Source organism: Nostoc sp. S13, assembly GCF_029379315.1.
Taxonomy (GTDB): Bacteria; Cyanobacteriota; Cyanobacteriia; order Cyanobacteriales; family Nostocaceae; genus Nostoc.
This window is the reverse complement of the sequence record NZ_JAQYWQ010000054.1, coordinates 1-16,998: the sequence shown is the minus strand read 5'-3', so window position 1 is coordinate 16,998 and position 16,998 is coordinate 1. Positions and strand designations below refer to the sequence as shown.

11 protein-coding genes, 1 tRNA gene and 3 pseudogenes are annotated in these 16,998 nt (G+C 42.7%); 6 read left to right on the top strand and 9 right to left on the bottom strand.

The features are described from left to right. Nucleotides 1–160: 160 nt before the first annotated feature. Nucleotides 161–1,339, bottom strand: a complete 1,179-nt coding sequence (gene sat, locus PUQ00_RS17530) for a sulfate adenylyltransferase (RefSeq protein ID WP_300418955.1) — start codon at nt 1,337–1,339, stop codon at nt 161–163. Nucleotides 1,340–1,555: 216 nt separating this feature from the next. On the opposite strand from sat, the pseudogene PUQ00_RS17525 reads away from it, so the two are divergent. The 4 genes and pseudogenes from PUQ00_RS17525 (at nt 1,556) to PUQ00_RS17510 (ending at nt 4,198) form a co-directional block, all read left to right on the top strand. Then, nucleotides 1,556–2,182 (top strand): annotated as a pseudogene (locus PUQ00_RS17525) (Uma2 family endonuclease). Nucleotides 2,183–2,475: 293 nt separating this feature from the next. Then, nucleotides 2,476–2,745, top strand: a complete 270-nt coding sequence (locus tag PUQ00_RS17520) for a type II toxin-antitoxin system ParD family antitoxin (protein WP_300418953.1) — start codon at nt 2,476–2,478, stop codon at nt 2,743–2,745. Next, a complete protein-coding gene (locus PUQ00_RS17515) occupies nt 2,745–3,080 on the top strand; it encodes a type II toxin-antitoxin system RelE/ParE family toxin (RefSeq protein ID WP_300418952.1) in 336 nt (111 codons plus the stop codon). The genes PUQ00_RS17520 and PUQ00_RS17515 overlap by 1 nt, the downstream gene beginning before the upstream one ends. A gap of 17 nt (nt 3,081–3,097) precedes the next feature. Then, complete coding sequence (locus tag PUQ00_RS17510) at nt 3,098–4,198, top strand: HNH endonuclease (protein WP_300418950.1); 1,101 nt, start codon at nt 3,098–3,100, stop codon at nt 4,196–4,198. Between the two features lie 46 nt (nt 4,199–4,244). On the opposite strand, the gene mnmA is transcribed toward PUQ00_RS17510, so the two are convergent. The 4 genes and pseudogenes from mnmA to PUQ00_RS17490 all read right to left on the bottom strand — a co-directional run bounded on the left by mnmA (nt 4,245) and on the right by PUQ00_RS17490 (nt 7,826). Then, nucleotides 4,245–5,300, bottom strand: a complete 1,056-nt coding sequence (gene mnmA / locus PUQ00_RS17505; protein WP_300418949.1) for a tRNA 2-thiouridine(34) synthase MnmA — start codon at nt 5,298–5,300, stop codon at nt 4,245–4,247. A gap of 462 nt (nt 5,301–5,762) precedes the next feature. Next, nucleotides 5,763–5,891 (bottom strand): annotated as a pseudogene (locus tag PUQ00_RS17500) (glutathione S-transferase family protein); the annotation flags it as partial. Between the two features lie 467 nt (nt 5,892–6,358). Beyond that, nucleotides 6,359–6,895 (bottom strand): peroxiredoxin, encoded by a 537-nt coding sequence (locus PUQ00_RS17495; RefSeq protein ID WP_300418948.1) that lies wholly within the window; start codon nt 6,893–6,895, stop codon nt 6,359–6,361. A gap of 319 nt (nt 6,896–7,214) precedes the next feature. Further along, a complete protein-coding gene (locus PUQ00_RS17490; protein WP_229549843.1) occupies nt 7,215–7,826 on the bottom strand; it encodes a peroxiredoxin in 612 nt (203 codons plus the stop codon). Nucleotides 7,827–8,044: 218 nt separating this feature from the next. Here PUQ00_RS17490 and PUQ00_RS17485 point away from each other — a divergent pair, with 218 nt between their 5' ends. Next, a complete protein-coding gene (locus PUQ00_RS17485; RefSeq protein WP_300418944.1) occupies nt 8,045–10,279 on the top strand; it encodes an amylo-alpha-1,6-glucosidase in 2,235 nt (744 codons plus the stop codon). Between the two features lie 187 nt (nt 10,280–10,466). Continuing rightward, nucleotides 10,467–11,396 (top strand): annotated as a pseudogene (locus tag PUQ00_RS17480) (DUF4351 domain-containing protein). 158 nt (nt 11,397–11,554) lie between these two features. Here the strand turns inward: PUQ00_RS17480 and PUQ00_RS17475 are convergent. From PUQ00_RS17475 to gshA, 4 genes are all read right to left on the bottom strand, one after another. Next, nucleotides 11,555–11,628, bottom strand: a tRNA-Met gene (locus PUQ00_RS17475). A gap of 167 nt (nt 11,629–11,795) precedes the next feature. After that, nucleotides 11,796–14,087 (bottom strand): peptidoglycan DD-metalloendopeptidase family protein, encoded by a 2,292-nt coding sequence (locus tag PUQ00_RS17470; protein WP_300418942.1) that lies wholly within the window; start codon nt 14,085–14,087, stop codon nt 11,796–11,798. A gap of 794 nt (nt 14,088–14,881) precedes the next feature. Then, nucleotides 14,882–15,343, bottom strand: coding sequence for a tRNA (cytidine(34)-2'-O)-methyltransferase (locus tag PUQ00_RS17465; protein ID WP_300418940.1), 462 nt, complete (start codon nt 15,341–15,343; stop codon nt 14,882–14,884). A gap of 287 nt (nt 15,344–15,630) precedes the next feature. Further along, entirely contained in the window at nt 15,631–16,770 is a 1,140-nt protein-coding gene (gshA, locus tag PUQ00_RS17460) for a glutamate--cysteine ligase (protein ID WP_300418938.1), read from the bottom strand. Nucleotides 16,771–16,998: the final 228 nt, after the last annotated feature.

Below are 16,998 nucleotides of genomic sequence, written 5' to 3'. Positions count from 1 at the left end.
AGATTTTAGATTTTAAATTAAAGAATTGAAATTTAATCCAAAAGACGCTCGCGGACTCGCTAACGCTACGCTATCGTCAATCCAAAATCCAAAATCCAAAATCCAAAATCCAAAATCCAAAATCCAAAATTGAATTGCCCCATGCCCCATGCCCAATGCCCTAAGCCGGTACTTGTATTTGCATTGCCCGCGCTAACTCTGCCGCCACCTCTGGACGGGAAAATTCTGGAGGAGGTAACTCACCACGCCGCAACATTTCTCTAACTTTTGTCCCCGATAGGTGAATGCGTTCCTCTGGTTTGCTGGGACTGGTTTTAGATGTTGCCATCTGCTTAGTGCGCGTGCAGTAAAAAGCGTGTTCAAATTTCATCGGCACAATTCCCAATTCACTTGGCGCAAATTCTTCAAAGATGTATTGAGCATCGTAAGTGCCGTAATAGTCACCGACACCAGCATGATCCCGTCCGACGATAAAGTGAGTACAGCCGTAATTTTTGCGAACTAAAGCATGGAATATGGCCTCACGAGGCCCAGCATAACGCATTGCAGCTGGATTAATTGCCAAAGTTACCCGATCTAAGGGGTAGTAGTGTTCCAGCAAAATTTCATAGCAACGCATCCGCACGTCAGCAGCAATATCATCTTCTTTTGTCGCCCCGACTAATGGGTGCAAAAATAGACCATCAACGATTTCTAAAGCGCACTTTTGAATATATTCATGGGCGCGGTGGATGGGGTTGCGAGTTTGAAAGCCGACGATAGTTTTCCAACCCTTGTCTTTAAATAGTTGCCGTGAGGCATCTGGATCAATCTGATAAGTGGGAAACTGGGGATGAGGTTGGCGTTGCAGTAGCCAAATATCACCTGCTAGATGTACATTACCTTGGTTATAAAGTACCTGCACGCCGGGATGATTGGCATCATCAGTGCGGTAGACCTTTATTGCTTCGCGGGTTTTGTCGTAGTGATATTTTTGCGTAAGTTGCAAAACCCCAATAAATTCACCTCTGGAGTTATCCAGACGGATTAAGCCGCCTTCTTGTAACGGGGAAGCTACTTCTTCGTTAACCGATAGTGTAATCGGGATTGACCACACAAGACCATTAGCTAGTCGCATTTCTGTAACAGTGCGATCGTAGTCTTCCTGGTTCATAAAACCCGTGAGTGGACTAAAAGCACCGATCGCAATCATTTCTACATCAGAAACGGCGCGATCGTCAAGTTGCACTCGCGGCAAAAAGTCAGCTTTTGAAAGAAACTCTGCTCTTTGTTCTGGTGTGGCGATACGGTTAACTAACTGTCCACCGTGGGGGGCTATAGCATCTGGATTGTGACTCAACGTAATCCCCTTTTTGTATTAACTGCTATTGTTTCAGATTATGTACTAACTAACTTATCAAATGCTGGTACGTAGAGAAAAAGAGTTTAGGGGTATGGGGGGCTAGGGATTGGGGACTGGGACTTAAGTTTTCTAAAAATTTACTATACTTTTTAAGTTAGGCTAAAGTTAATCTCCGCTTTAGTCGTTGAAGAGTTCCCTTATTTTGAATTGCTTATGACTGCTGTATCACCTGTTTTTAAAGCAGTTAGCCAGATGCGGCTAGCACCCGGTAGTACAGTGTCTATTCAAGATGTAAGCTGGGAAGAATTTGAGTCTATCTTGCAGGAGTTGGGAGAAAAGCGATCGCTACGAGTTGCTTACAGCAAGTCTACGTTAGAAATCATGGTTCCTCTACCAGAACACGAAAAATCAAAGGACTTAATTTCAGATGTTGTAAAAATCTTGCTGAAGATCGCAGGGAAAAGTTATGAACCCTTCGGTTCAACTACCTTCAAGCGGTAAAATACGGCGGGGGTAGAACCAGATGCTTGCTTCTACATCCAGAATTACCAAAGAATGATTGGTTGTCGTAAATTGGAACTAGATGATCCGCCTCCTGATTTGGTAATTGAAACAGATGTGACATCAAAAACAACTCTTGGTGCTTACGAAGCGATCGCTGTTCCAGAACTATGGATTTATGATAGTAAAAAGCTGAGGATTTATTTACTCAGGGATGGACATTACATCGAATCTGATCACAGTCCTAACTTTCCAAATATCCCTCTAACTCAAATTATTGCCGCTACAGTTGAACGAGCTTGGCAAGTAGGAACCGTACAAGCTTTGAAAGAGTTTTAAGGGGCATTAGATAGAAGTAGTTTTTGATAAAAAGTACATAGATTTAGTTCGCCGCAGGTATCGCTTTTGCTCATTAGACCTATCCACAAATAAACCTCAAAATAGCTGAAACCCTTACATAGCTGGCTTTTTAGCTTATATAAAACAGGAACCTCTAAAACCCTCTCCAGAGCTAGGTTTCAGCCAAATAAAGTTCTCATTTCCGGATAAGTCTATTGAGCCTGCTATGGCAATAAATGGCATAAATTGCCATAAAATAATATTATGAAAGAAAAATTAGGGAAGTAGTGCCAGTGAAAAGTATAAATATATCTCTCCCTGATGCGATGCGGACTTATATAGAAGAGAAAGTGGCGACTGGTGGTTACAGCAGTGTCAGTGAATATTTTCGTGAGTTAGTGCGCCAAGACCAAAAGCGTCAAGCGGCTGAACGTTTGGAAGCGATGCTTTTAGAAGGTCTAAATTCTGGGAATGGAACTGAGATGACTCCTGACGATTGGGAAGACATCCGCCAAGCTGTGCGGGAAAGAATTGCCAAGCATAAAGGGTCAAACCAAGGTTAATGACCAACGTAAACAAACGACCGCAAGTCATCCGCGACTTAATAGAATTAGCGACTTATATTGCAGAAGATAACTTGGAGGCTTCAGACCGGTTTCTTATAGCAGCAGAAACAACTTTCAAACAACTGGGTAAAATGCCAGGAATGGGAAAATCTTGTCAATCCTCTCATCCTAATTTAGCTGGTGTTCGACAGCAAGCGATCAAAGGATTTAAAAAGTATCTTGTTTTTTATCTTCCTTCCGATTCTGGTGTAGAGATTCTTAGAGTCATTTATAGCGGACGAGATATTGAAACAATCTTAGATGAAGATTTAGGAGAGAATAACGCTGAATAATAATCGGGTAGGAAACTGTGTCAAAAAAGAAAAAATTTAATCTAAAAGTAGAGGTTCTCAACCCGAAGACAGGCAAAATTACAACTAAGAGTATACACTTTGAGCAACTTAGTCATAATCGAAAGGCAATCAGCAAACTTAATTCTGAACAAATTACTCGAATTAAAAGAATTTATTCCATTTTAGATTTAGATTGTTTATTAGGTTATAATTTTGAAAATTGGGCAAGACAATTTACATTCGATATTTTTCCTGAAAATGACATTAGAGCTTGGGAAGAAATAACTTTTGTATTTTTAAAATTTATTACAAGACATCCTTATAATTTAACATTGAACCACAAAAAAGATATTTTATTCAGACTTCTAAAGCTCTCTTGTTGCGAAAGTCCAAATGATACGTCATCAATGTTTTTATATTCATTTTGGGAGGAATTAACGGAAGAATTCAGAAAAACTAAGGCTAAAAATATACATGAGCAAACAAAAGCTGCTGATCAAAGCTCAGTATATCTTAACCCTTGGGATACAACTGATTTTGAGCAATTAGCTTTTGCTTTTAATAAATATACAAATCAGCATAATTTGAGTTCAGAAGAAGATGATGATATTTTTGTTAGATTGATGCATCTGATGGCCGGAGAACAGCCTAAAGATCATCTTTCTAGAGAATTATTTCATATCCTTGTAAATGAATTTGATCCACATAACATTATAGATGATAGGATGCGAGTTATTTCTCTTGTTTATAGACGTAAAGGACAGTCTAAATTTAGGCGTGAAGTTATAAAAGCCTATAAAGGAAAATGTGCAATTACAGGTTATAGCGTAGATAAAGTATTAGAAGCTGCTCATATTATCCGCTATCTTGGCAGTGAAACAAATCATCCCTCTAATGGAATTTTACTTCGGGTAGATATACACAGACTTTTTGAGAAATACTTACTATCTATTCATCCAAAAAACTATGAGGTAGTAATTTCTCCTACTTTATGCGGGACTGATTATGAAGGACTTGGCGGAAAAAAATTACTACTTCCTGATAAAGACAGATTTAAACCTAATTCAATTGCATTGGAACAGCATTATCAAACTTTTTTACAAAAATGTGAGAAATAAAAATAGCCCTCCACAAGTGTGGAGGGACGCAAAAACGGGGTTGGGTTCAACTAAACTGCTCGATAATTCCGCCACCTAATACTTTTTCCCCGTCGTACCACACCGCAGCTTGTCCGGGAGTGATGCTGATTTGGGGTTCATCAAATACCAAACGCACATGGGAGTTTTCCAAAGCAATGACTGTAACTGGTGTAGCCGTTGAACGATAGCGAATTTGCACTTCGGCATGAATTGGAGTTGATGGTTCAGCAATAGAAACCCAATTTACCCGATTTATAGTGCATTCTGGCTGAGTTACCTTAGTGCGATCGCCTACTACTACTTTATTATTTTCCGCATCTAATTCAATCACATAAAGTGGTTCGGCAGCAGCAATCCCCAAGCCTTTGCGCTGTCCAATGGTATAGTGATGGACACCATCATGCTGTCCCAAAATTTTACCTGTGACATCTACTATATCGCCTATTTTGGGAGCTAAATATTTATCTAAAAATGTCCGCATGGAACCATTACTTTCCACTAAGCATAAGTCTTGACTTTCTGGCTTATCAGCAGTTTTTAGTCCGTATTCAGTAGCAATCCGGCGCGTGTCAGTTTTTTCTAGTTCACCTAGAGGAAATATAGTTGCTGCAAGTAAATCTTGAGACAAATCATAGAGGAAGTATGACTGATCTTTGTTGCGGTCAACAGCCCTTAATAATTGGTAACGTCCAGTTGCTTCGTCATAGCTAATTCGGGCATAATGACCAGTGGCGATGCGATCGCATCCCAATTCTTCATGGGCATATTGCACCATTGGCCCAAACTTCACCGTTTTATTGCACTGGGAACAAGGCAAAGGCGTGATTCCAGCACTGTAACCAGTCACCAAGTAATCGACAATATGCGTCTGAAAGAGATCCCGAATATCCACAACCTGATGGGGAACGCCCAGTTGTTCACAGATATCAGCCGCGTCAATCATACCTTCAGAGCAACATTGACCTTTGCCTTTCATTAGCCAAAGAGTCAAACCAATCACTTCATAGCCCTGATGGTGCAGGATAGCTGCGGCAGTGGAACTGTCAACGCCACCAGAAAGACCAACGACGACTTTTTTCATACAAAGCACGATATATTAAGCAATTCAAAAGTCAAAATTAAGAAATCAAATTATAGTAAGCATTCTGGCTGGTGATGGTGTGCCAAGTTAAAGAGTAACAGCTTTGCTGCGTGGTTGTCCAATTGTAGCACACACTCTTTAAAGCCTTGCTAGCAAAGCACTTCAGTTTATGAGGAAGCAAATAGATATTGCTCTTTACTCTGTCATCACCGAAGAGAACTGAGTAGGGATTCTTCTTTTCTCTCCCATCATCGATTATAGCTGTTCTCAGTTGAGTAAAATATAGTAGCAACAGTGGGTAAACCAACCAATAATGTCTTTTTTAGTTATTGTTTCTAAAGCTTGGGTAATAGCTTGGTCTAAATCTTAATAAGTTGTGGCAGTTTGCGATCAGACGTTAATTCCCTTTTATCCCTCAAAATAAGCGAACCGACAGTAATTAATCTTTTTGTCAAGATTAATTAACATATGTACCATGCGTGCGATCGCTAAATCCTTGGCATCTTTAGGCAACATCGCAGGTGTAGGATATTTTGCCTCTAAATAGTCCAAAATTGCTAAAGATTTAACTATATTAAAGCCGTCATCTAGCCAAAACTGGAAAAGGATTAAAGCTGATTTCGTAGCGCCCTGAGGTCACAGCCCCAACTCTTGGAGACGCTACGCGAACGGGGAAGTCAAAAGTCAAAAGTCAACCCTTTCGGGGAATTAAAAATTAAAAATCCCCATAAATCAATTTAGCGCAAAGTCTGAGCGGAGGTTTCCGACGCTCGCGGACTCGCTCTCCGTGGCGCTATCCGTTGGCACAGCCCGCCACAGGCATCAGAACTTTGTAAGAGAGGGGCTTGTACCTTTTTATTTCTGGTCAACATGAGGAAAACTCACAGCGTAAGTAGGGCGGACATTGCCAACTTTATATGAACCTATCCCACTATTCTAAAAATCTCTACTTCTTTTCCTAAAATGTGCTTGAAAAGCTTGATTTTTCGTTTTGAGTTCTCAATCAACTTAAGCTTTGTAGCACAAATTTTATTAGTGGGATAGGTTCATCTTAATACTCAATTGAATTGCTCTAGAAGTTTATTAATACTGGCATTGTGATCCAGAAAAGAAAATAAATGCCAGTAGCGGAGTTTTCCTTCTTTATCTAATACGAACTGTGCTGGCAAAGGCGCTCCTAAAGCTTGTCCTACTTGATAGGTACGAAACACTCGACAACTGGGATCACTCAGCAACGGCATTTTTAAACCTAAATCCTTCACAACTATTTGACTCTGCCGTTCATCGGTACTAGTAATCATTAAAACTTCTATACCGCGATTTTTAAATTGTTCGTAGTTTTCATTCAAAGCTTTGATGTGAGGAAAACAAAATGGACAATATTGCTTTTCGGTAAAGATGCGAGTCAAGGCGAGTAACACTGGTTGCTTGCCTTTATAATCAGACAACTTTACTAAAGTTCCGTTGGTAATATCTGGCAGTTGAAAGTCTGGTGTTCCCACTCCCAACCTGAGTTTATTGCTAGCTGGAACTGGTAAAAAATTGCGGAAAAATCGCTCATTTAATAAGCCACTAAAATCAGTTGAAGTAAGCATAATACCATTTTGGATTTTGGATTTCGACTTCACTCAATCGAACGATTTTGGATTTCGACTTCTCTACGAGACGCTCCGCGTAGGGGTACGCTCAATCGAACGATTTTGGATTGTCAAAGAGTGATTGGATAAGCTTTTGGGGGCTTAATCTATCGTAATAATTGTTCAAACTGGATTCTTTCAATACTATTTTATGAGAAAACCACGGATAGATACGGAGGTTAACACTGTTTAATGTGTATCTCTGTTTATCTGTGGTTTTCATTGATTTGGCTCTCAATTCCAACAGGATGGATTAGAGTTTGCTAGCTAGCGAAATTTAGACGGCAGAGAAGTAGACTTTAGACTTCACTGGGTCAGGATTCATTGTCTTGTCACCAGGTTGCCAACCAGCTGGGCAAACTTCATCGGGGTGAGACTGAACATACTGAATTGCTTGTAATGTCCGCAGAGTTTCATCAACGCTGCGACCAAAAGCTAGATTATTGATGGTAGCGTGCTGTATAATACCATCTTTGTCGATGATGAACAGACCACGCAAGGCAATGCCTGCTGCTGGGTCAAGCACGTTATAAGCGGCGCTAATCTCTTTCTTGATGTCGGAGACTAGAGGATAGTTCAGGTCGCCAACGCCACCAGATTTACGATCTGTTTGAATCCAAGCGAGGTGGGAGAATTCACTGTCAACGGAAGCCCCAAGGATTTCCGTATTAATTTTATTGAATTCTTCGTAGCGATCGCTAAATGCTGTGATTTCAGTGGGACAAACAAAGGTAAAGTCTAATGGGTAGAAAAACAGGACGACATACTTACCGCGATAATCGGAAAGTTTGATTGTCTTAAATTCCTGATCTACCACAGCTGTTGCTGTGAAATCGGGAGCTTGTTGACCAACGCGGAGGCTTCCTTCGGTTCCGTAAGTAAGGGACATTAACCTAATTCTCCTTTATCGATTTAGTAGCGTTGGAATTTGGGTCAAGTAAAACTCACCCATCCACGCTTTCACCCTTTCGGGTGACGCTCGAGTACTCGCTAACACTACGCTAGCGTCAGTTCCCTAGGTCGGGCTAACCCTCCTTCAGGGCTGACTCACAGTTTAATTACGATCTGTTACGACTATATCATACTCATAACGATTTTGAGTAGCAAATGTTTGATTTAGATACAAGAGAATGGGTGCTTACCAATGGCTTGGGAAGTTTTGCCAGTGGTACAGTTTCTGATGTCCGCACGCGTACTTATCATGGTTGGCTGTTTGCCGCGACAAACCCGCCTTCTGGGCAGACTCTGCTGTTTTCCCACCTAGAAGCTAGCTTGGAAGTATTAGGGAGCGTTGTAGCACTGGGGACAAACTTTTGGGGTAACGGTCAGATTGAGCCGACAGGCTACGAACTGCTACGTTCTTTTGATATTAACCCAGTTCCTACATGGATTTGGGGTCAAGATAATTGGCAGTTAACTAGACAATTGCTGATGCCTTATGGTTGGGAAGAGAGTAGCGAATGGGGACAAGGGGGAATAAGCAATGCCCCATGCCCCATGACGCCAGTTGCTTCAACGGAGGGAACCTCCGCAACGCACTGGCTCCCCAATGCCCACTCCCAATTTTGCCATCGGATTTTAATCCACTATCGCTACGAGGGAAGTGATACAGCGATTTTACGGCTGCGACTATTGATCGCAGAACGTGACTTTCACCACCAGCAGACTGCTGGGCCAACATTACAGTTCTCGCAAATGCTAGGACAACAGCAAGTCTGTCTGCAAGCAATCAATTCTGGGCGTTTCGGTATACCTTGGCACTTGCGCTGGACACAAGGAAATTATCAACCAGATGCAGTTTGGTATTGGCATTATGGATTGCCTGAGGAGACGAAACGGGGATTAGGCGATAAGGAAGACCTCTACAGTCCTGGTTACTTGATAGTCATACTCCAACCAGGAGATGCAGTGACTTTAGAAGCACGAGTAGGTTTTCCCGACTCGATGCTAGGTCTAAATGTTCTCACTGCCAAAACCTTTGTAGAAGCCGTGGAGGCAGAGCAAGAACGGCTCTCACAGATTTTTGGATGGAATAAAGGAAGCAGAGGGGCGGAGGGGCAGGTCAGCTGGGGATCTGGAGAGCTAGGGAATAATTACGAATGTCCAATGTCTCATGACGCCAGTCGCCTCAAGTCGGGAAACCCGCCCACGGCGCTGGCTCCCCAATGCCCCATGCCCCATGCCCACTCCCTACTCTGGCAACAACTACTCAAAGCAAGCGATCAGTTTATTGTCTATCGGGCCTCAATTGCAGGCCCCACAGTTATTGCTGGTTATCACTGGTTTAATGACTGGGGACGCGACACATTAATCGCCTTACCGGGGTTGGCACTAGTTCCACAGCGCTTTGATCTGGCAAAAGGAGTATTGCGAACTTTTGGGCATTATTGTCGCTACGGTTTGATTCCTAATGCATTTCCTGATGTCAATGGCGAACCAATTTATAACAGTATTGATGCGGCGTTGTGGTGGATTGAAACTTTAGGACTTTATTTAGAAGCTACTCAAGACTGGAATTTTTTGGCAGAGCAATTCCCCGTAGTACAGCAAATCTACAAAGCATTTGTTGGTGGTACACATTTTAATATCCAGGTCGATGCTACCGATGGGCTAGTTAGTTGGGATGGTCGTGGTGTAGCCCTCACCTGGATGGATGTGGTAATTGGGGCACACCCCGTCACTCCCCGTTACGGTAAACCAGTGGAAATCAATGCATTGTGGTATTCTGCTTTATGTTGGCTGAGTCAGTGGGCAGAACGATTGAGCCAGCTTGAGTATGGTTCGCCAGTGCGTCTCACTAAGCAAGCACGGCGTTATGCTCAACAAGCACAACACGTAAAAACGTCGCTGCAAAAGTTCTGGAATCCTCAGCTAGGTTATCTGTACGATACGATTGAGCCGGACGATCGCCGTAATTTTCAAATTCGTCCCAATGCAGTTTTGGCGCTGTCGTTGCACCATTGTGGGTTTTCTGAACAACAAGGGTGTCAAGTATTAGATTTGGCAACTGCCAGCTTGCTTACCCCCTATGGTCTTCGCAGTCTTGATCCAGGAGATCCCGAATATAAAGGGAAATACCAGGGCAACCAAGAGCAACGCGATCGCGCTTATCATCAAGGCAGTGTTTGGGCTTGGCTAATTGGGCCATATATTCGGGCTTGGCAACGTTTTTATCCCCAACAATCGCTGCCTTTTGATTGGCAACCCCTGCTAGATCACTTCCTATTGGACGCTTGTCTTGGTTCTATTTCTGAGATTTTTGATGGCGATTCACCTTATACACCCAGAGGTGCGATCGCTCAAGCTTGGTCAGTCGCTGAAGTCATCCGCCACATTCAATAGTGCTGAGTATAAGAGATGAGTATAGCTAAAAATGGCGGTTAATTATCCCAAAAAGGTGGTTTTGATCCCAAAATCTATCTTTGCTGACTTTTGTATATAATTTTCTCGATCGAGGAACTTCTAACCTGCTGAAAAATATCGGCTACTCACATTTTATTATCAAGAGTATGAATCTACCAATCAACTCATGAGCGAGGAACGAGAAAGAGCCGATAATGATTCCCCGTGGAAAGAAATCCTAGAAGCTTACTTCCCGCAAGCAATGCAATTTTTATTTCCGCAAACAGCAGCACTAATTAATTGGGAACGTCCCCACGAGTTTCTTGATAAGGAATTTCAACAAATAGCCCGCGAAGCACAACTTGGTAGAAGATATGCAGATAAATTGGTCAAAGTCTGGCAAATTCAAGGAGAGGAAATTTGGCTGTTGATTCATGTCGAAATTCAGGCAAAATCGGAAGATAATTTTGCTCAAAGGATGTTTTCCTACAACCTGCGAATTTTTGACAAATTTGCTAAACCAGCCATTAGCCTAGCAATTTTGTGCGATGCTGACTCGACTTGGAGACCAAATCAATACAGTTATAATTATCCCGATTGTGGTCTGCATTTTAGATTTGGAAGCGTCAAACTGCTCGATTATTAAAATCGATGGACAGAGTTAGAAAAGAGCGATAATCCCTTTGCGACAGTGGTAATGGCACATTTGAAAACCCAGCAAACTACTAAACATCTGGGAGAAAGGAAAACGTGGAAATTTAGTTTAATTCGGCGATTGTATGAACAAGGGCTGCAAGAAAGGGATATTCGTAACCTCTATCGTTTTATCGATTGGGTTATGATTTTACCAAAAGCATTAGAAGCAGAATTTTGGCAGGAGTTTAAACAATTCGAGCAGGAGCGTACCATGAGTTACATTACCACAGGCGAGCGCATTGGCTACGAGCGAGGGAAGGAGGAAGGACAACAGGAACAAGCACAAATACTTATACTACGACTGCTACAAAAACGGGTAGGAAAGTTACCAGAACAGGTTCGAGAACAGATTCAGGATCTTTCTCTAGAACAATTGGAAGCACTGGGTGAGGCTTTGTTAGATTTTAGTGCGTTGGCGTAGCCCGTCGTAGACATCGCTGATTTAATCAACTGGCTACAAACTGATCAAACAGTTAGTGCTGAGTCCTGAGTATTAGAGGTCAAACTTGCCTCTCACAGAGCAGTCAAAGTTACTCTATCTTAACTCCACTTATCGCTCACTACTTATAACTTTTAAAGTGGCTCAGGTCGGAGTTGAACCAACGACCCCAGGCTTATGAGTCCCGTGCTCTAACCAACTGAGCTACTGAGCCAGATTTATTCAAATCATTAACTAATATAGCATACAAATTTGCTCAAGACTAGCCCCTTTGGCAATTCTGTTAGAACTTGTATCCCTGTTGAGGTTATAGAAAGCAAAAGAGGGAGGTGAACTCCCTCAACTAACAAGCCAATGATTTAGTTACAGACAAGTCAAGAATTACAGGCGATTTGGTAGGAAGGCTATTGGGTTAACAGCACCCTTACCTGGTGGATGAATTTCAAAGTGGCTGTGTGGCCCAGTGCTGTGACCAGTGCTACCCATTAAAGCAATTGTTTCTCCTTGATGCACCAGTTGACCAGGTTGCACCAGAATCTTGCTGTTATGACCATAGCGAGTCATGCTGCCATCGGGATGACGAATATCGACGAGGTTGCCGTAACCACCATTGTTCCAGCCAGCTTTTTCTATCGTACCTTCTGCTGAGGCAACAACTGGTGTGCCAGTGGAGTTAGCAACGTCAATTCCCTTGTGCAATCTACCCCAGCGCCAACCATAACCAGAGGTGAGAGTACCCTTCGCCGGCCATGTGTAAGCTATAGATGAGCTAGATGGAGGGGGTATAGTTTCGTCAATTTGTCTGGGCAGATATTGATCGACTGCTGCCAAAGGTGGTATCGGCATCTGTGGAGAAACTGTAGTTCCCCGCATCTTTCCTAAGGAGTCAGAGGCATTTACTCTTCCAGTAGGCGTTTTAACGCTTGTGCCAGATGGATTGTCAGAGGGAGTCCACTGACTAGCAGAGCCTAGATTGGGCAAGAAATCTGGATTTACTGGCTCGTTAGCCGGTAGAGTAGCACGGAATTGGGACTTAATTGGTTGAGCGCTATAGTTACGTCTAATAGGTGTAGGAACTAGAATTTGTATCGCTACATTATTCGGTCGAACTGCGGCGTTAGGTACAGTGAAATTACTAGGGCTAGAAATAGGAGTAAGCATCGCAGCATGATTAGTTTCGCTTGCTGCTGGCACAATTAAGTTCCCAGACTGTTGAGCGCGATATTTCTGCTGTAACCTCTGGATTTCCGATTGTAAGCCCCGCAAACGGTCATTATTGTTATTGTTTACCCTTGCTATCCTATTTGTTGGTGTTTTCGGCTGTTGCATTTCGGCAAAAGCTTGTGGGACTGGAATGTCACCACCGACACCATAAGAACTAACAGCAGTGGGGACTGGTTGGTGTTGGGTTGCACTATTTGCCTGAATCTGAATAGTTACCGGTGTAGGGGCGGCAACGCTACTATTGTCGGCAATAGTTGGTGATTGTGAAGTAGGTAGATATGAGTTGGCACTACCAATGTTCACATCATGGTAGGTGGCAACATGAGGAGTATTGCTGGACTGTACAACAGTGGGGTTACTCGCAACAGTTGCCTCAACTTGAGCAGCAGGAATAATCAGTTTTTGACTAATTTGCAGTTCATTTGGATTATTGAGGTTATTTGCCTTAACTAGTTGTGATACTGAAGTCTTGTATCTGCTGGCGATCGCTGCTAATGTATCTCCAGGCTTAACTTGGTAGGCTGTATGAGTCGAGGACGCAATAACTGTTGGTCTAGATGGTACAAGTGCAGTCGTCTGTGTCTTCTGTTTTAACTTCGATATCAGGTTCGCTTTGCTTGCATTCTCAGAAGTGTCCGACTGGGCTAATAGAGTCTTCTCAACGACAGTCGTCGGCTCCACCAACCCCATATCAGCTTGTGATAAATTTTTGGTCTCCCCAGACCGCAACTGTGCCAGACTCTTTCTTAAACGGTTGGATTTTTCTTGTAAGCGATTTAGTGCGAACTCTTGTTGCGCCTTAAGTTGTGCATTTATTTCACTGTTGGCTGCGCCAGATGTTGCCACTATTTGTGGCTGGGCAGTTAGTGATGCATTTATACTACCAACACCATCAGCAGTATAGTCAGACAGATTATTGACTGTTGGGAAACTAGTTTCGGCTAAGGTATTGTTCAATCCCTGTGCCATCTTGGGCTTCAGGTAGGTAGAATTTTTATAACCTGCTTTTGCTTGAGAAAATGTGTTTGATGCCGGAACTTGCAAAGACATTCCATGTGCCGCAACTTGCCATTTAGCTTCAAGCCCAGGCACTTGTGAGACAGCCGTTGGTTCCACGATCACAGGATTTTCCGGTACGCTCGCTGATGAGACTGTTTGGGACTCCAGCTTTGTGGAGGCGAATTTCACCTCAGTGTCAGGAACAGCAGGAATCGAAGAAGAAGCCTTTTGGCTGCCTACAGGCACCGCTGCTTGGGCTTGATCGCTTTGTCGAGTCACCAAAAGGCTGGTTGCTCCCATAGAGATTGCCAAGCCAATCATCGCGGCTTTTGTTCGCACCCGGCGGTTAACTTTTGGATTCATCACATTTACCAGTTTTACCGGGGCATCATCATCGCTAGGGTTATTGTTCAACACAGCTTTTACTCTCTTTTTCAATGCTCGTTTCAAAGACGACCTCCTATGATCACTAGCGCTTAACTGATCTCGATTTTTCAGTTGGATACTAGTCAATGATTTAGATCACAACGAACGATAGATCAAGATCACATTCACCAGAGATGCTTACGCAAGATTAACCTGCTTCTCTGATTTAGACAAGTTCACACGTGTTAGCAAAATTTAAAGTTTGCTGTGTTTACTTGTCCGAACCACTCCTAACACCACTTAGGACGTTTTACTCTTTACCATTGTCCGCGCTTGTCTTGCGTCAATCGCGGGGACTAGGCGGCAAACTATTTGCCCAGTCCATAGTCGCTGTTGAGAATTAAATTGCTGCGACTTCTGGAAAAGTGATATCCCCTGCTGTAAATATCTTCAAGATATTTCTAACCAATCCGTCTTCTCAACAGGAGACTTTACGTTGATTATTCCCTAAAAGACAACCGTATTAACTATCAGCTACTTTTGGGTTGCTTTCTGGCGTTTATTGACCCAGAATAGCTCAAATGTAAACCCTGACTTGATTTTAGTGCTTTTGTTCCCCCATTTAGAATCTTTCAAATTCATCAAAATCTATCATTCAAATTTGGCAATAGCCCAAGTTTTATATACAAATTTCTTATAACAACCTTACTCTGCTTGTAAGTATCTTCCACTACAATTTGCTCAAAAATCTAATTTTATGTATTTTTTTTGACAATTTATTCGAGTAATCAGAAAATTTTTCTAGCTACAAATAACTCGTTTAGTAGATTCCTGAAACTATTATTAGTATATTTACTTATGCCTTTGGAGGTAAAGAACTATTGTAAATAGCCTAACTGACGACGGGTTTCAAATAAGCCAATTGCCACACTCACTGACAGATTCAAGCTGCGAACCCCCGGTTGGCTCATCGGAATATGCAAGGTAGCATCGCAATCTGACAGAATTGCTGGTGATAAGCCCGTGGTTTCACTACCAAACAGTAGCCAATCATCAGGTTGAAACTGAAAGCTTATATAATTACAATTTCCACCAACCGTATAACCCAACCATCTGCCTCCACGCTCCTGATGTAGAGTTTTAAAAGCTTCTAGCGATTCGTGATAGTGCAGTTTCACATAAGGCCAGTAATCTAACCCAGCCCTTTTGAGGTAGCGATCGCTAATTTCAAATCCCAAAGGCCCCACCAAATGTAACTCTGTACCCGTAGCTGCACAAGTACGGGCAATATTACCTGTATTAGGGGGGATTTGCGGGTTAACTAAAACTACCTGGGGCATTGTCCGTATAATTTACGTACTGTATAAAACAAATTATTGTCAAGGTTAAATCTACCAAAAGGTAGAGGCGATTCATAGCTTTTATTAATAATAATCCAGCATCATCCATCTATTAGATTTTTAAAACCAACCACAAACCCTCCCAGAGAAATGCCTGAGAGGATATTTGGTTAAAATCAGGAAATATTAAGTTTTATGTAGAAAAAGTGGGGAGTGGGGAGTGGGAGTTTGGAGTTATAAGAATTCTTTCCCCAATACCCAATGCCCAATGCCCCCTGCGTCTTCAGTTAAGCCAGTAGGGACGAACACAATTTCTCTTCGAGTTCGATTTCGCGCTCTTGGGTGGCGACAATAGCCTGAGTGATGACGCGCTGGCTGTCAAAACCGACTGCATGTAATTGCAACCACTGTTGAGCTTCATTGCCTTCGCGGAGGATTTTGTGTAAAGGAGAAAGGAAACAGCTAAAGCCTTGTTGTTTGGCGATCGGCCAAACGTCTTGGTACATTTGAGCAATCCAATCTCTCGCTACAATGCTTCTGCCATCTTGCCAATGCCTCAAATTAGCATCAAGACTACTAACAGCAGCAGCAGCTTCATTCTCAGCAGTCAGGGTGACGAGTTCTTCAGCAGAGAAAGTACTTTGAGTTAATGGATCAATGGTGGGATTTTCGATTATTTGCAACAAACGCGCTTCTAATAAGGCACTAATCGCCAGCAAGGCAATGGGATCTGTGACTAAATCGCAAATTCGCAATTCTAGGCGATTCAAGTCATAGGGACGGCGATCGCCATTTGGTCGCACTGATGCCCATAAATGTCGTATATTTTGCATTGTTCCAGCAGCCAGTTGATCTTCCACCCACTGAATATGATCGGCGTGGCTGGCAAATAGCGGCACATGGCTAGGCGTTTGCGGAAACAGTCCCCAACGGGTGGAGTGATAGCCAGTAGCTTTGCCATCCAGGAAGGGAGATGAGGCGCTGAGGGCGAGAAATAGAGGTGCTTCCATCCGGATTACCCGACACGCCCGCATTAATACTTCTGGGTCGCTGATGCCGACATTAATATGTACGCTGGCGGTGACTACTTTCGTCTTGTAGGTATTCTCAATGTAGTCATGATAGGGGTTTGCTGGATCGGAACGTAGAAAGCGATCGCTCCCACCCAAAGATAAAGTACTCCCCGGTATCAAGGTGTAATCGCCCAAGCGATTAAGGTAGTTTCGCAACTCTCGCCGGGGATGCAGCAAAGCACACAATAAATTATCGTAATTAGGGGATGGTTGGGTTATATATTCGACGTTGCGGCTATCTGGCTCCCGCATAAATCCATCCAAAGCTGCAATAATTTTGTCGGAGAGACCGACGATTTCACCTTGAGGCGTGCCAGTATATATCTCTATCTCAAAGCCTTTTAATAAAACCACTTTGTTCTCCTCGGCTCTCTCTGCCTATAAATTGTATCGAATTAGACGATTTTCTGTATCTATCTTTAAGTCAATCAAAGCTTAAGAATCATTCAATTGCCAACTCATGCGAAATCAGAAGACAGATTTTTTGGTTGTCTTCCAAAAAATTATTCTTATTGAAGTATGAAAAATATAGGACTCCTATTTGATTTCTGAACAAGACTAAGAGAGAATACGGAGAGGTTT

Coding starts and splice junctions, on each gene's coding strand:
- PUQ00_RS17515 (WP_300418952.1), top strand. CDS start 2,745: ATGACCAACGTAAACAAACGACCGCAAGTCATCCGCGACTTAATAGAA.
- mnmA (WP_300418949.1), bottom strand. CDS start 5,300: ATGAAAAAAGTCGTCGTTGGTCTTTCTGGTGGCGTTGACAGTTCCACT.
- PUQ00_RS17495 (WP_300418948.1), bottom strand. CDS start 6,895: ATGCTTACTTCAACTGATTTTAGTGGCTTATTAAATGAGCGATTTTTC.
- PUQ00_RS17490 (WP_229549843.1), bottom strand. CDS start 7,826: ATGTCCCTTACTTACGGAACCGAAGGAAGCCTCCGCGTTGGTCAACAA.
- PUQ00_RS17485 (WP_300418944.1), top strand. CDS start 8,045: ATGTTTGATTTAGATACAAGAGAATGGGTGCTTACCAATGGCTTGGGA.
- PUQ00_RS17465 (WP_300418940.1), bottom strand. CDS start 15,343: ATGCCCCAGGTAGTTTTAGTTAACCCGCAAATCCCCCCTAATACAGGT.